General features: G+C 44.1%; 13 protein-coding genes. 6 read left to right on the forward strand and 7 right to left on the reverse strand.

All coding sequences use genetic code 11. From position 1 onward, the window contains the following. Positions 1-147 precede the first annotated feature (147 nt). From R7Q09_RS09970 to R7Q09_RS09980, 3 genes are read left to right on the forward strand one after another with little or no spacing between them, the layout of a single operon-like run. A complete protein-coding gene (locus tag R7Q09_RS09970) occupies positions 148-1,266 on the forward strand; it encodes a glycosyltransferase (RefSeq protein WP_206958007.1) in 1,119 nt (372 codons plus the stop codon). Continuing rightward, complete coding sequence (locus R7Q09_RS09975) at positions 1,259-2,449, forward strand: glycosyltransferase family 2 protein (RefSeq protein ID WP_047102240.1); 1,191 nt, start codon at positions 1,259-1,261, stop codon at positions 2,447-2,449. The genes R7Q09_RS09970 and R7Q09_RS09975 overlap by 8 nt, the downstream gene beginning before the upstream one ends. Positions 2,450-2,459: 10 nt before the next feature. Next, on the forward strand, positions 2,460-3,098 hold the full coding sequence (locus R7Q09_RS09980; RefSeq protein WP_206958010.1) for a sugar transferase: 639 nt from the start codon (positions 2,460-2,462) through the stop codon (positions 3,096-3,098). A gap of 19 nt (positions 3,099-3,117) precedes the next feature. Here R7Q09_RS09980 and R7Q09_RS09985 read toward each other — a convergent pair whose 3' ends face one another. From R7Q09_RS09985 to hrpA, 5 genes are all read right to left on the reverse strand, one after another. Next, on the reverse strand, positions 3,118-3,507 hold the full coding sequence (locus tag R7Q09_RS09985) for an ATP-binding protein (protein WP_005377656.1): 390 nt from the start codon (positions 3,505-3,507) through the stop codon (positions 3,118-3,120). 126 nt (positions 3,508-3,633) lie between these two features. Next, a complete protein-coding gene (locus R7Q09_RS09990; RefSeq protein ID WP_318070734.1) occupies positions 3,634-5,214 on the reverse strand; it encodes a BCCT family transporter in 1,581 nt (526 codons plus the stop codon). 362 nt (positions 5,215-5,576) lie between these two features. After that, complete coding sequence (locus tag R7Q09_RS09995; protein WP_005377661.1) at positions 5,577-6,092, reverse strand: outer membrane beta-barrel protein; 516 nt, start codon at positions 6,090-6,092, stop codon at positions 5,577-5,579. A gap of 199 nt (positions 6,093-6,291) precedes the next feature. Further along, positions 6,292-6,771, reverse strand: coding sequence for an outer membrane beta-barrel protein (locus R7Q09_RS10000; protein WP_021033871.1), 480 nt, complete (start codon positions 6,769-6,771; stop codon positions 6,292-6,294). Between the two features lie 182 nt (positions 6,772-6,953). Next, positions 6,954-10,940, reverse strand: coding sequence for an ATP-dependent RNA helicase HrpA (gene hrpA / locus R7Q09_RS10005; protein WP_318070733.1), 3,987 nt, complete (start codon positions 10,938-10,940; stop codon positions 6,954-6,956). Between the two features lie 185 nt (positions 10,941-11,125). On the opposite strand from hrpA, the gene R7Q09_RS10010 reads away from it, so the two are divergent. After that, positions 11,126-11,710, forward strand: a complete 585-nt coding sequence (locus tag R7Q09_RS10010; RefSeq protein WP_025766683.1) for an FMN-dependent NADH-azoreductase — start codon at positions 11,126-11,128, stop codon at positions 11,708-11,710. Between the two features lie 94 nt (positions 11,711-11,804). Here R7Q09_RS10010 and R7Q09_RS10015 read toward each other — a convergent pair whose 3' ends face one another. Together R7Q09_RS10015 and R7Q09_RS10020 are read right to left on the reverse strand one after the other, a co-directional pair. Beyond that, positions 11,805-12,194 (reverse strand): hypothetical protein, encoded by a 390-nt coding sequence (locus R7Q09_RS10015; RefSeq protein WP_250154250.1) that lies wholly within the window; start codon positions 12,192-12,194, stop codon positions 11,805-11,807. Between the two features lie 62 nt (positions 12,195-12,256). Then, the gene (locus R7Q09_RS10020; RefSeq protein ID WP_318070732.1) at positions 12,257-13,561 is read right to left on the reverse strand and encodes a MipA/OmpV family protein; all 1,305 of its coding nucleotides are present in this window, start codon (positions 13,559-13,561) and stop codon (positions 12,257-12,259) included. 235 nt (positions 13,562-13,796) lie between these two features. On the opposite strand from R7Q09_RS10020, the gene R7Q09_RS10025 reads away from it, so the two are divergent. Both R7Q09_RS10025 and R7Q09_RS10030 read left to right on the forward strand, forming a co-directional pair. After that, the gene (locus R7Q09_RS10025) at positions 13,797-14,147 is read left to right on the forward strand and encodes a hypothetical protein (RefSeq protein ID WP_017634942.1); all 351 of its coding nucleotides are present in this window, start codon (positions 13,797-13,799) and stop codon (positions 14,145-14,147) included. 9 nt (positions 14,148-14,156) lie between these two features. Further along, the gene (locus tag R7Q09_RS10030) at positions 14,157-16,097 is read left to right on the forward strand and encodes an alkaline phosphatase D family protein (RefSeq protein ID WP_318070731.1); all 1,941 of its coding nucleotides are present in this window, start codon (positions 14,157-14,159) and stop codon (positions 16,095-16,097) included. Positions 16,098-16,126: the final 29 nt, after the last annotated feature.

The raw sequence follows: 16,126 nt of genomic DNA on the forward strand, positions 1-16,126 counted from the left end.
AGCATGTCCACTAATATGAATCTCAAATTGAGAATAAACATAGAACTTCACACGAGCTGAAATTAACCTATTGTTTTTAAGTGTTTAATTTCTTGGCACGCTGTCTGCAATTCCTAAATAAACAAAGAACTCAACGAGGGTTTGAAAATGGAATTCAGACAAAAACACAATAACACTAAGCACAGCAAAAAAGTGATATTACACGTCGTGCAACACTTAGCTCCTGGCGGTTTAGAAACGCTCGTGCTAGAAATGCTTCGTTTTGCGCCGCCAAACCATTCCGTTTTTGTCGTGAGCTTAGAAGGAAGCAAAGAACATGCACTACAAGGCTGGCAAAAACTGTTGCCCTACCAAGGCCAACTACACTTTCTTAATAAAAGACCTGGATTCAGCGGGAAGACCATCGCTACGCTGACTTCAATGATAAAAAGAATGCGACCAGACGTGGTCCACACCCATCATATCGGCCCACTTCTGTACGGTGGTATTGCTGCACGTTTAGCGCACGTACCTGTAGTAATTCATACCGAGCACGACGCATGGCACCTTAATAACAAAAAATCAGCTCAACTACAGTCCCTTTTGCTAACGATGATTCGCCCGCAAGTGGTTGCCGATGCTAACTTTGTCGCCCATCAAATACAGACTAAGTTAAAGTATCGCAAAGTTTGTACTATCCATAACGGGATTGACTGTCAGAAGTTTAAAAGCGGTGACCAAACGGCAACAAGACACTTGTTTGAACTTCCAACCGACAAAATCGTGATTGGCGTTGCCGGGCGTCTAGAAGCAGTTAAAGGCCATAAAGTGCTTATCGAAGCCTTCTCTCATCTTACGCCAAACACACACCTAGCCATTGCTGGAGATGGTTCTCAGCGAGCTCAATTGGAAGCACAAGTTAGAACGTTAAAACTTGAAGATCGAGTAACCTTTTTAGGTTTGGTGGACGATATGCCCAGCTTTTACCAAAGCCTAGATTTGTTTTGCTTACCATCACTTCAAGAGGGCTTTCCTCTCTCAACCCTCGAGGCTCAAGCATGTGACATTCCTTGCGTCGCGACGGATGTTGGCGGCGTGAAAGAGACGCTCTGCCCGAACAACAGCACACTGGTTGAAGCAAATCGCGTGTTTTCGTTGGCCGAAGCGTTATCACAGCAACTGGAATCATCACACCATTCTCCTCGAACTTTTATTCTCAAACACTTTGATATCAGAGACATGGTGAGTCGCTACTCACGTTTGGCCAAGGAGGCTAGCTATGAATGATTTACTTTGGATTATAGGGTTTGGTTTATCCGCGTTTTTGATTGTCTATCATCACGTTGGGTATCCACTGCTCCTTAAGTGGCTTCCTTTAAAACAGCAAGACGAAACCAAAGCACCATTTGTAGAGCGAGCTTACAAAGCCTCCAAAGCAGATAACCAGCTACCCTCTATTACTGTCATCGTGCCCGCCTACAATGAAGAACAATGGATAGCAGAGAAGATCCGTAACCTTGCGAGCCTAGATTACCCGAGGGATAAATTAAGAGTAGTGATCGCATGTGATGGCTGCACAGATAACACAGCCGAGATTGCTCAAGCGACAATTCAAGAAGCAATCTGCTCTGATACTCTGTTCATTATTAATGATCACCAAGTCAATCGCGGTAAAGTTGCCCTACTCAACGAAGAAATGCGTCATGTTAGCTCGGACATTACCGCACTGAGTGACACGTCGGCATTGATTTCTTGCGATTCTCTGTTGCTAGCTAGTCAGCATTATCAAAATGAGAACGTTGGAGTGGTTAACGCAACATATCAAATAATGAGCACTGATAACCAAGGTGAAGCGGCGTATTGGCAATACCAGTCTCGAGTAAAGCACCAAGAATCCTTGTTAGGTTCAACGATTGGTTCCCACGGTGCGTTTTACACTTTCAGAACTCACTTATTTGAACCACTGGAAGTTAGCACCATTAATGACGACTTTATTCTCCCTATGAGAATCGTTTTGCGAGGCTATAGCGCTATTTACGAGCCAAACATGCTGGCGCTTGAGCTCGAACAAAGCTCAGATGACGCAGATTTCAAACGACGCCTAAGAATTTCAGCAGGTAACATGCAGCAGCTCATGCAATTAAAGAAATTACTGCTACCTCGCTATCGTGGCACTGCCTTTGCATTTCTATCGGGAAAGGTCCTGCGCTTAGCAACACCCTATTTGATGATTGTTTGCTTTATTTGCTCACTACTACTGGCACACAATCCGCTGTTTCAAGTAATGCTGTTCGCACAAGTTGGTATTTATAGCATCGCGCTTATCACTTACTTGATGCCAGCACTTAACACAATTAAACCTTTTAAGCTGATTAGTTACATCGTCATTGGTCATCTCGCCAACTTTATCGGCGGTATGAAATATTTACTCGGAATGGAAAATGGACGTTGGAAACGCGTCAACCAATAAGGAAAGCATCATGAAAAACTCACGCTACGATTCAAATGTATGCCACGCGAAAAGAACGTTTGATGTACTGGTTGCAATACTTATTTTGGTCGTCACTGCACCACTTTTCCCATTTATCGCGCTAGCGATCAAAACCACATCGAAAGGCCCTGTGATTTATCGCCAATTGCGAGTAGGACGCTGCACACCAGAAAAAATGGATCTTTTTCAAATCATGAAGTTTCGCACCATGTATATTGATGCAGAGCAACGCTCTGGCGCAGTATGGGCAACTGAAAATGATCCCCGCATCACGCCAGTAGGACGCTTTTTACGCAAAACACGTTTAGATGAACTACCTCAACTGTTTAATGTGTTGAGAGGTGAAATGTCGATGATTGGGCCGCGCCCAGAACGCCCAGCTTTCTACCAGAAATTGGAAGATGAAATCCCCTACTTTGTAGAGCGCACATATGGCGTGTTACCGGGTATCACAGGCTTAGCTCAGGTTAACCAAGGCTATGATGCATGCATTGAAGATGTAAGACGCAAAGTTGGGTTTGACCACAGTTACGCACTAAGCTTAGGTTCGTTTTACTCTTGGATTTCAATGGACCTTTCAATCATGAGCAAAACATTCGTTGTGATGATTGACGGACGAGGTCAATAACTTCCGGTTCTGGTAACGGTCACTCTTGCCACTGGCGGCGCATCTTTTCTATCGTCGCTGGTGGCACGTCATGAATGCTTTGATACGCTCCGTGACACACTTTAATTTCCACCTCGATGCGCTTCTTCATGCAGTAGTCCATGTAACGCTTCATCTCCCAATGTCGAACAAACGTATTGCTCACAATCACGACTCTCCCTTTGTTCAACCACTTTCTAGTTTGCTGAAAACACCACTCATGCGCTTGAGGTAATTGAACCGGTTCAAAGTGATAATCACCTTCATCATTTTCAAAATACATGTCAGCTTCAAAATGCTTAGCACCAAGCTCTATCGCTAGTTGTTTTGCTAAGGTTGTTTTACCTGAACCCGGAAGTCCACGAATAAGAATGAGTTTAGCCAGTGACATAATGCAGTTTAATGAGGTGGGAATAAGCCTAAACTGTAACGAAATTATTGGAAAAGAAAAGTAGAAATAAAAAATGCCGAGCACATTAGGCTCGGCATTTAAACTCAATCATGGATCGTGTTGTATTTATTTGTAAGCTGGCAGTTCTGTTCTTAACCCTTTCACCAAACTTACGCACATCAACAGCAGAACAAAAGTAAACGGTAACCCTGTTGCAACAACGCCTGATTGCAATGCTTGCAAGGCTTCTTTACCACCAACCCAAAGCATTACGGCTGCAATTGCGCCTTCAATACACGCCCAGAAAATGCGTTGCGGTACTGGTGCATCAATCTTACCACCGGCGGTAATACTATCGATAACCAGCGAGCCAGAGTCTGACGATGTAATAAAGAATACCAGAATCAGCACGATAGAAAGCATTGAAATCACTGAGCTATACGGAAGCGCATCGTAAACATGGAACAGAGTCAATGAAATATCAGTTAGGCCATTTGCACCTAGCTCACCAACTTTATTCACCACTTGGTCAAGCGCGATACCACCAAACACAGACATCCAAATCAAAGTAACAACTGTAGGAATAACGATGACTGCGAATAAGAATTCTCGAACCGTACGACCTTTAGACACACGCGCGATAAACATACCAACAAACGGTGACCAAGATACCCACCAAGCCCAGTAGAATACCGTCCAGCCGTGCATCCAAGTTTCATCTTCACGACCGTGAGGGTTACTCAATGGAATAATATTTTCAATGTAAGCCATTGTTGTGTCGCGTAGCGAGCTCCACGCCGTATCAAACGTGATTACGGTAATGAAAATAAGCAGCGCAAACGCAACCACCATATTGACGTTACTCAGTAGCTTAACACCACCATCAATACCACGAATCACTGATAACACCGCGATAAAGGTAACGAAGGTGATCACAATCATTTGTGTACCAATGCCGCCTTCTAGCCCAAAGACATGGTTAATACCACTGGTCGCCTGCTGAGCACCTAGACCTAGCGACGTTGCAAGACCAAATAGCGTCGACAAAACGGCAAGGATATCAATAACGTGACCTAACCAACCCCATGCACGGTCACCAAAAATTGGATAGAACGCCGCGCGCAATGAAAGTGGTAAACCTTTGTTAAAGGCAAAAAACGCTAATGCTAGTGCAACGAGTGCGTAAATACTCCAACCATGTACACCCCAGTGGAACATGGTGGCACCCATCGCGAGAGATTTCGCTTCTTCTGTGTATGGCACTGCGTTCAGTGGCATTCCCCACCAATCAGTGAAGTACGCGGTCGGCTCCGCCACACTCCAGAACAGAAGACCAATACCCATACCCGCGGCGAAAAGCATCGACAACCAAGAAACGGTTGAGTGATCCGGCGTTGCTTCTTTGCCTCCTAAGCGGATTTTACCTAGCGGAGAAAAAAGAAGAGCAACGGCGAACAATAAGAAGAAGTTTGTCGACCACATAAAAAACGCATCAAACTGTTCGATAATTCCGTTTTTTAGACCGTTTAATACGTCACGAGCAGTGGTTGGCTCAACAAGAAGAAGTGAAATCAGACAGAAAACAACGAGCCCCGCACTAATGCCAAAAACCGGATTATGTATATCGAATCCCCACTTTTGAACGTTATCCTGTCCAACCTGATAATCGGTTGTATCAATACTATATTTTTTAAATGCATTATCCATAAATACAAATTTAACGTGAATTTGAAACGCCCCTCAGGTGAGAAGAACTCCAATACCGCCCTCCATTAATTTGAACTCTAAAGTTTTAAGGCGGGACGAATTTTAGCAGCAATCACATATTTTTGCAAAAAGTCGTGATTTATTGCATTTTAAGCTCAATTCGAGACAGGTGAAGGGGAAATAATATCAACACAAAAATTATGAGGTCTAACGATTGATTTTGTCGTAGGTTGTAGACTAGAAAAGGCACAAGAAATACTTAAGTTCATAGCCAGTCACTGCGCAAATAGAGAAGACCTGCGATGATTTGGTTTCACAATTAACGACGAAACCAAATCAGCAAACCTTTCATCCAGCGAGCGTTATAAGAAATGGAAGGTGATGTTCCCTGTTACGCTGCTAACGGTATCGCTATCGCCTTCAATATCCACGCCAAACGCTTGATAACTAGCGCCCACAGACACATTGTCAAGCAAGAAGTATTCGGCACCAACACCATACATGTAAGAGACGCCATCATCTTTGTCTAAGTTTCTAAGTCCACCGTCATAATCAACGTTGAATGCATTGATGCCGCCTTTTGCGTAAACGTGTAACGGGCCGAAGTCGATACTAGGTTTCGCCGCTAAATAGAATGAATCAAAATCAGCACTACCCCTGCTGCCACTCAAAGATAAATCCACTTTGCCGTGATTAAAGTAGCCTGCTTCAATGCCAATGAACGGCAAAATACCAGTACCGACATGAATACCGTAGGTTGTATCATTTTCGCTGTCGATATCGGACTGACCAATTTGGCCACCAGCGTAAATCCAAGAGTCAGCCATTGCTGACGTTGAGCACAACGTTAGAGCGAATAACGAGAGTGTTTTTTTCATACTATCCCTTCCTGATCGATTCCTAAGCGAAACATTACGCAAACATGCGCATTTAATCGCCACTATATATTGGAAAGCATAGGCATTTTAAGACTCTAAAAGTGAATAATTTATGTTCAACTTTTGTTTTGTGACTTCCAGACAAAAAAACACCGACATAAAGCCGGTGTGTTTCATATGGTGTTAGAAAGCTTGACGCTTATAGGAAATGTAGTGTTGCGTTAACAGAGAACGTGCTGATATCGTCTTTACCAGCAGTGTAGTTCATGTAGCTAGCACCAACAGACATCGGGCCAAAAATGAAGTACTCAGCACCCACACCGTACATTAGGTCCAAATCGTCATCGTCTTTGCCGCCTTTCACTTTTTTGTCCCACTGATGGAAACCACCTTTTGCGTACACGTGTAGCGGACCGAAGTCGATGCTTGGCTTAAGTGCTGCGTAGTAAGAAGTTAGCTTAGTGTCTTGACCATTTACGTTAAATTCACCGTGTTGTGTTACACCAGCTTCAACACCAATGATAGGTAGAATGCCTGTACCAACGTGAACAGAGTATGATGTGTCTGTCTCACCTTTGTAGTCAGACTGACCTACTGTTGCACCACCGTAAATCCAAGAATCCGCCATTGCCGCAGAAGATGCGCCAAGTAGCGCCACTGCTAATAGAGTTTTTTTCATCATCTACCTTTACTCTTTATTATTCCCACGTCTGCATAACTCAGTCGTTGGTACTACAAATAAAGGGAGGCGAACTATTGCCTCCCAGAACTAAAAAATAATGCTTATTGAGTTACTAGCAATTAGTGTACCAGCAACTTCTTAAGCGATAATTACAAACCTGACACTATTTTACTGGTTGATTAGCAAGCATCAATCGCGTTTTTGACTCGTTTATCAGAAACAGGATAAGGAGTGCCTAATTGTTGAGCAAAATAACTCACGCGAAGCTCTTCAATCATCCAACGCACTTCTTTTACATTTTCAGGAATGGCCACACCTTTCGGGATCTTGTTCAGCAACTCTTTATAGTCTTGAGTCACAGATTCAATCTTCAGCATATGTAAACGATCTTTGTTTGGATCGATTGGCAACTTCTCCATACGACGCTCTATCGCGCGCATGTAGCGAAGAATATCCGGCAAGCGTTTCCAGCCACATTCCGTTGCAAAGCCTTTGAAGATCAAGCCTTCAATTTGTGCTTTGATATCGGACAGAGCAAACGCCATTGTGAAGTCGATCTTGCCTTTTAGCTTCTTATTGATGCTAAACGCCGTGGTCAGAATAGTCTCAACCTGTTGAGCAATCTCTACAACGGTGTCACCCAATTCAGCACGAACTTGTTCTTTCAACGCTTCGAACTTCTCTGGCTCCCAAACTAAACCACCCTGCTCTTCAATAAGCTTATCGACACCACAGGCAATGCAGTCATCTATCAGATCAAGCACTTTGCCGTATGGATTAAAGTACAGACCCAGCTTCGATTTGTTCGGTAAGTTGGCGTGCAAATATTTAATTGGCGACGGTACGTTCAATAAAATTAGGCGACGCTGACCAGCACGCATTGCCGTTATCTGCTCGTACTCCGTTTCGTAGAGTTTGATTTCAACGCTGTCTTTGGTATCAACAAGCGCCGGATACGCTTTTACATCGTAGCCGCCACGTTTTTGTTGATACACTTTCGGCAATTCTCCAAAACTCCACGTATGCAGACCTTGCTGTTCGATATCGTCATCCGCAACTTTGGAAAGCGTTTCTTGAACTTTGTCTTTCAAACTTTCTTTCAGTTCATGAAGGTCTTTGTTTTCCTTCAGTTTACGATTTCGGTGATCAACCGCACGAAACGTGACTTTCAAGTGCTCAGGTACTTGTTCCAAGTTCCAGTCTTCACGCAGCACTTCTACGCCCGTCATGCGTCGCAACTCTTTCTCCAATGAATCTAACAGCGGCGCTTCCATTGGCGTAACGCGCGCTAAGAATGCATCGGCATAGTTCGGCGCAGGCACAAAGTTCTTACGAATTGTCTTTGGCAACGATTTAATCAAGCTAACCACAAGCTCATGGCGTAAACCTGGGATCTGCCAGTCAAAGCCCGCTGGTTCAACTTGGTTTAAAATCGGCAACGGCAAATGCAATGTGACACCGTCACTTTCATCGCCTGGTTCAAATTGGTAACTCAATTTGAGCTTCAAACCATTTTGATGCCAGAAGTTCGGGTAATCCAAATCGGTCACATGGCTAGCATCACCCTTGAACAGCATCTCTTTTTCAAAGTTCAGCAGTTCCGGATTTTCTTTAGATGCCTTTTTCCACCACGTATCGAAATGCTTACCAGACACCACTTCGGTGCCAACGCGTTGGTCATAGAAATCAAACAGCTCATCATCATCCACTAAGATGTCTCGACGACGAGATTTATGCTCAAGCTCTTCCACTTCTTGTAAAAGCTTACGGTTTTGCTTAAAGAACGCGTGTTTGGTTTCCCATTCACCCTCAACCAATGCACTACGAATGAAGATTTCGCGACTTACGGTCGAATCGATACTGCCGTAGTTGACCAAGCGTTTCGGTACGATTGGTACGCCGTAAAGCATCACTTTTTCGTGCGCCATCACCGCAGCACGTTTCTTCGACCAATGTGGTTCGCTGTAACTGCGTTTAATAAGGTGTTTAGCTAACGGCTCAATCCATTCTGGCTGAACCTTTGCGATGATACGACCCCAAAGTTTTGAGGTTTCCACCAACTCAGCCGACATGATCCACTTAGGCTGTTTCTTGAATAGACCTGATGCAGGGAAGATATGGAAACGAGCATTACGCGCGCCTTGATATTCATTCTTTTCTTGGTCTTTCATGCCGATGTGCGACAGCAAACCAACCAAAATGGCACTGTGTACGCCATGGTAAGAAGCGGGCTCGTCGTTAAGCTTGAACTCCATCTCACGCATCGACTGATGAATTTGGAAGTACACATCTTGCCACTCGCGAACGCGCAAGTAGTTCAAATAGTCTTGCTTACACTGTTTGCGGAACTGATTGCTAGACAAGGCTTTTTGCTGCTTTTGGATGTATTCCCACAAATTCACAAATGTCAGGAAGTCCGACTCTTCATGGAAGAAGCGACGATGTTTATCGTCTGACGATTGTTGTTTGTCTGAAGGACGTTCGCGTGGATCTTGAATCGACAAGGCAGCTGCGATGATCATCACTTCTTTAAGCGCACCATATTTTGGCGCTTCCAATACCATACGCGCCAAGCGCGGATCGATTGGCAAACGCGCTAATTGGCGACCAATGGAAGTCAGGCGTTTTTTCGGATCTTTTACCTCAGAGTTAATCGCACCAAGCTCTTCCAGCAAACGCACGCCGTCTTGGATGTTACGTTTATCCGGTGCTTCCACAAACGGAAACGCTTGAATATCACCCAAACCAAGTGCCGTCATTTGCAAGATAACCGACGCTAGATTGGTACGTAGGATTTCAGGATCAGTAAACTCTGGGCGTGACTCAAAATCTTCCTCTGAGTACAGACGAATACAGATACCCTCTTCCACACGACCACAACGACCTTTACGCTGGTTCGCACTCGCCTGAGAAACTGGCTCGATTGGAAGACGCTGAACCTTAGTACGGTAACTGTATCGACTGATACGCGCCGTACCCGGGTCGATAACGTACTTAATGCCCGGAACAGTTAGCGAGGTTTCTGCCACGTTGGTTGCCAGTACAATTCGGCGACCAGTGTGAGGTTGGAAAATCTTATTCTGCTCACCTGCCGACAAACGCGCGTAAAGCGGCACAATTTCCGTGCTCTTCAGATTACGTTTGGACAATGCATCTGCGGTATCACGGATTTCACGTTCACCGTTCATGAAAATCAGGATGTCACCTAAACCTTCATCGCACAGTTCATCTACCGCTTCGAAGATGCCTTCAAGCTGGTCACGATCATTGTCGTCATCACCGCTTAGTGGGCGGTAACGTGTTTCTACTGGGTAAGTACGACCCGATACTTCTATGATTGGTGCATTGTTGAAGTGTTTTGAGAAGCGTTCTGGGTCGATGGTTGCCGACGTGATGATCACTTTCAAATCAGGACGACGTGGCAGCAACTCTCTCAAGTAACCCAAGATGAAATCGATGTTGAGGCTGCGCTCGTGCGCTTCATCGATAATGATGGTGTCGTATTGATTCAAGAAACGGTCATGCTGAATTTCAGCCAACAAGATACCGTCCGTCATCAATTTGATTTGGGTATTTTCAGAGATCTGATCGTTGAATCGAACCTTGTAACCAACAAACTCACCAAGCTTGGTTTCCATCTCTTCGGCAATACGGTTAGCAACCGAACGCGCTGCAAGACGACGAGGCTGAGTATGACCAATCAGACCAAATTTACCGCGACCAAGCTCAGCACAGATTTTTGGTAGCTGAGTGGTTTTACCAGAACCGGTTTCACCCGCGACGATAACCACTTGGTTTTCTTCGATCGCTTTCGCAATATCGTCGCGTTTTTGGCTTACAGGCAGGATTTCTGGGTATTCAATCGTTGGTTTGTAGTTGCTGCGCTGCTCTGCAACCATCATGGATTTTGCGATGTCTAATGCGATTTCGTCGAACACAGCATTACGCGCTGCGTCCTTCTTAATTTTGCTTGCACCAGAAATACGTTTACTCAAGCGGAAACGGTCGCGCATCATGCACTGATTCAGCGCTTTACGCAGAGATGCCGCGCTATTCACTTGAGCCTGAGGTGTTTGAGCTTGTTTCGCTGTCGCTTTTTGCGCACCATTTGACGGTGTCGCTTGCTCTTCAGCTAGATTCTTTTTTGGGGGCTGTGACGAAGTCAAAGCGTTTCCTATTCTTTTCAACACAAAAACTGCGCGGATTGTATCACACAAGATCTGTAACAAGATAACCGAAAGCTCATTCAATTTTTTCGAACATGTTCAGCGAATCGCTAGGCTTTTGAACTCACTTACGTTGCTTATAATGGCTCCCATAGTCGAAAGCACTTATTTAAGGAATAACCATTATGTCTCGTGTACTAGCTCTAAAATCAAGCATCCTTGGCGATTACTCTCAATCAAACAAATTGGTTGAAGACTTCATCAAAAATGTAGACCAAGACAAGCTTACTGTTCGTGATTTGGCTGCAAACCCGCTACCTGTTTTGGACTTCGCCGTTGCGACTGCACTGCGCGCTACGGAAGATCTTTCACAAGAACAGCAAGCGGTGGTCGACTTGTCTGACACCCTTATTGAAGAAGTAAAGGCCGCAGACACTTTGGTTATTGCCGCTCCAATGTACAACTTTACCATCCCGACTCAGCTTAAAAACTGGATTGATTTGATTGCTCGTGCAGGCGTGACATTCAAATACACAGAAAACGGCGTTCAAGGTTTGATTGAAGGTAAAAAGGCGATTGTAATAACGACTCGTGGTGGTATTCATAAAGATTCACCAACTGACAACGTTACGCCATACCTACGCACTGTACTGGGTTTTGTAGGAATCACTGATGTAGAATTTGTTTACGCAGAAGCGCTAAACATGGGTGAAGATGCAGCTGCAAAAGGCATTTCAGAAGCGCAAAGCCAACTTGCAACAATGGCGTAAGTTAGAATAAACCAGAATACAAAAGGGATTGGTTCGCGCCAATCCCTTTTTAGATCAAGATGCCTTGATCGTATTTATAGGGTCGCTTACATCGTCAAAAACGATTCACTTTCTCCAAGTTACGTATTGCATCGAGGTAGACTTTTTCTAAAGACCGCTCAGCTTCGCATATCATGTTCTCGATCATCGCATTAAACGCGACATCGCTACGGATTTCTATATTGTCTCCCGCCTTAACGTCAAGAGAGTTGACGTACAACACCAACCATTCATCTCCCTCCAAATGCCCTTCTCCGTGAATGGCAAAAAAGCGTTTGGCAAATTCAGCGTTGGTACAATTTATCGCTTCAATTTGAAGATTGAATGAGGAGTCGATACTCATGGTGCTCATGCCATCCGATTCATCAGATGCATCACAAACAGCCTTAACTCTGGCACGATATACGAAATTTCTCGTTGAAAGCAGCATAGTATTATTCATCATTACTCATAATGGGCGATAAATAAGTCAGTTGCAAATCCGACTTATATGCATCTCGCGATGCGCTAAAACTCGAACTGGAAATAAATAGTATTGTAGTTACTCCCACCTTTAATTCGCCCAAACTGGGAAGCGCTTTCAAAAATCGCCGAGCGGTGATGCAATGAATAGCCCACCCACATATTGTTCCAGCTCTTTTGGTTGAAGAGATCGCCTACATTGACATCAAACGAGAAATCTAAGTAGTTGAGCAACTTGCTTGGTGTATAACCCTTGTCTTCCATTTCTGTGCCTTCAATATAGGTAATGCTATCAATGTATGACACACCTTCCGCTACACCAAATCGCCAAGTCGTAGGCCAATTAACCGTATAATAAGCCTTAATCGCCATGACGTATTCTGTGCTCGCAGACTGAACACTGGACGACCAGTGATGAACCAACCCTGGCGTTAAATAAATATCAAGAGGAAAACCAAACAGCTCATCCGTTAATGGATGCCCATAAAACAATGAAGTAAGTTGATTGTCGTATGGGTCTTTTTCTCTCTCAAAGCTAAATATTTCACCGATGTTCGAAGGCGTCGCCCAACCATGCGCAATACGTAGATATGCTTTATTGCTCAGTGTCGGTTTCGGAGCTTTGCTTTTATCGTTGAAAAAGCCAAAACCGACAAACACTTCTCCCTGATATCGATCTTCTACAAGCTGACTGTTGTAGGCGTTATCATCTAAGCGAGTAACACTCGTCTCACCCAATAAATACAAATTTGAAGTTACATGGTAACGCGCTTTAATACCAAGATTGGTGTCAAGCCCAGCTCCAATTCTCTCGCCAGTAATATCCTTAAAGGAATAATATTCACTATTGAAATCAGCGTCTTTGTATCGAATCGTAATCGATGGCTCTAATTCCCAATCCCCAAATACATAATTGGCAGCAAGGCGGTAATTAGAGTGAAACTGGAGTTCGTCGTCCGTCATCAACTCTACTTCTGCGCGCCAATTGTCGTTAATGCTATAACGCACTTGCCCACCGAAATCGACTCTGTCCCCTTCATTAGCATTTTGTAGTGACATGGGAATATCGACAAATCTCAATCGCATGAGTGCGCTCGCACGCCAGTCGGAATCACTCTCGTTATACAAAAAAGCGCCACCTTCAATGCCATTGATATACACATGTTCGTTTTCAAAGAACATCATTGGTACAAATGTACTCACCGTAGAGTCATTATCGGCGGTATAAAACGGAATCGATGCTGTGCGATACATCGTAGCAATCCCCCACATTTGTTCTTCTGCACCATGCGCAGAAGAAACTGCCGCAGCCAAAGGTAAAACGAGTGTTGTTAGAATTAATCTCTTCATGAGTTCGAAAAATGTTGGTTGAGAAGCAGGCAAACATCAATGATTTGCCATTAAAAGCTTATGTTCTGCTGATGATAGCCGTTACAATGGCAAATGTTGTCATCCTCGTGACAGTTTGAGTCCCAAGATCATATTAATATTGCACGACTAGGTGAGCTTGTTTGCGAATATTTTACCATTACAACAAGCGCTTAAACTCTAGCTTAGTTCTAAATCAAACATAATGAAGTAAAAAGTGAAAGCATCAGAACTCATCTCTACCTTGAATCATTTACCCGCAGATACAGACCCAGACATTGTGATGGGAGAAGCATGGCTGCCAGAGAGGTTGATAGGGACTCAACTCGATGGTGACATGTTGTTTTTGCACTTTGATAATGCACCAGAAGATGGTCAAGGTGACGAAGAAGGGCGTGGCTTCGTCGAACACGAAATCGACCTAATTAGAACTCGGCTTCAGCAAATTTTGGATGAAGACAGTAATAACGCGTCAAAAGCCGATGCGATGCTTGGTTTGTTCCTTATGGGACATGAACTTAGTAGCTCGCAAGTTATCGAAATATTAGAAGAAGAAGCTGACACATAAGGAGCCGTTTTGCCAGCATTGATGAACACGACTGAAATTTCTTCACTTCCTCTTGTCGTTGCAGGTCCGATCCTACGTAAAGTGACCGCAACTGAAATCAATATTTGGCTAGTCACCACCCAACGCTTGGAGGGTATGGTGCAAATTACGGATGAAAATGCCTCCATCCTTTATCAAGCCCCTTTAAGTGAACAAAAAGAACAGCTTCAAATCGGCCTCAATGCGTGGTGTTGCTTACTTAAATTAGAAGGCGAGTTTCCAACCCATCAAGCGTTACGCTATCAAATAAAAACGCAATATGGCTTAGTGACGGAACTGCTCCCTCACCTAACTTATGAGCGAGATAATACGCCAAACTTGGGTATTGAGTTCATCGTTAGTGAAAAAGCGGATTATCTCTTACATGGCTCTTGCCGTAATCCCCATCACTTCAGTGATGATACATTGGTCGCTGCGGATCATAAAATCGCGTCTCAATCCATTGAAGAAAGACCAGATATGCTCATCATGAGTGGTGATCAAATCTATGCAGACCATGTTGCAGGCCCCACTCTCGATGCCATTGAGCAAGTCATAGCTTTATTGGGTTTGCCAGGCGAAGAATTCGATCAAGCTCCGATAAAAAATACCAATGACCTCTACCAACACCCTGCTTGCTATTATGGTCGAGATAAATTGTTGCCTCATTATGTGAGTGATGACAGTTTACTAAGTAAGTTTTTTCCACACCGAGGGACACCAATATTCAGCGCCAAAGAGTGTGAGAATCACCTAATAAGCTTTGCTGAGTGCTTTGCAATGTACTTATTGGTTTGGTCTCCGACCTTGTGGAAGCTTGTTCGAACGGATCGTTTATTAGAAAACGAATTTACTGTCGGCGGAGAAGTTCTTGAACCCAAATGGCAGCAGCAATGGCGCGAAGAAAAAAAACAAATTGATAAATTCGTCGCAGGTCTGGACAAGGTTCAACGCTTACTCGCTCACATTCCAACCTATATGATTTTTGATGATCACGATGTCACCGACGATTGGAATCTCACCATAGGCTGGGAACAAGCCGCATACAGCAACACGTTTGCAAAACGCATTATCGGTAATAGCTTGATTGCTTACTGGCTTTGCCAAGGTTGGGGAAATGCGCCAGAAAAATTCAATGATGAATTTATGAGCCTCGCTCAACGCTTTATCGATGAGCGAACCTCGCAAACCCAAGATGCATTTATTCAATATTTGTATCGCTTTGAGAATTGGCACTACACCATTCCTACGACACCAAAAGTTGTCGTGCTAGATACACGAACCAGACGCTGGCGTTCTGAGTCTAAAATGAACAAACCTTCTGGCTTAATGGACTGGGAAGCGATGATTGAGTTCCACCAAGAGCTAGTGCACCAAGACAAAGTTGTTATTGTTTCTGCTGCGCCAATGTTTGGTGTGAAATTTATCGAAGCACTACAACGTGTGGTGACCATGCTTGGTAAACCATTGATGGTTGATGCTGAAAACTGGATGGCTCACCCCGGAAGTGCGAATACTCTTATTAGTATTTTCACACACACAAAGACACCAACTAACTTTGTTATTCTCTCTGGCGACGTACACTACTCTTTTGCATACGATATTAAGCTCCGCTATCGAAAAAACAGTCCGAATATCTATCAAATCACCTGTAGTGGAATTAAAAATCAGTTCCCTACACAACTGCTCAATATTTGTGATGGCCTAGATAGACTGCTATACAGCCCTCGCTCACCTTTAAACTGGTTCACAAAACGTAAACGACTCAAGATTTACAAACGCGCACCAAGTACACACAACTTTTATCGCTTGGTTAACCATAGTGCCATTGGTGAGCTACGCCTTGATGATGAAGGCAAACCAAGTCAAATTAGTATTCTGACGAGTGATGGTGACGAAGTTCATTTTCCACCCACACGTGCTGAAAGCTGAGTATCTATCCCCAAATGACTTGCCCTTTG

Source organism: Vibrio sp. 2130-1, from assembly GCF_033339515.1.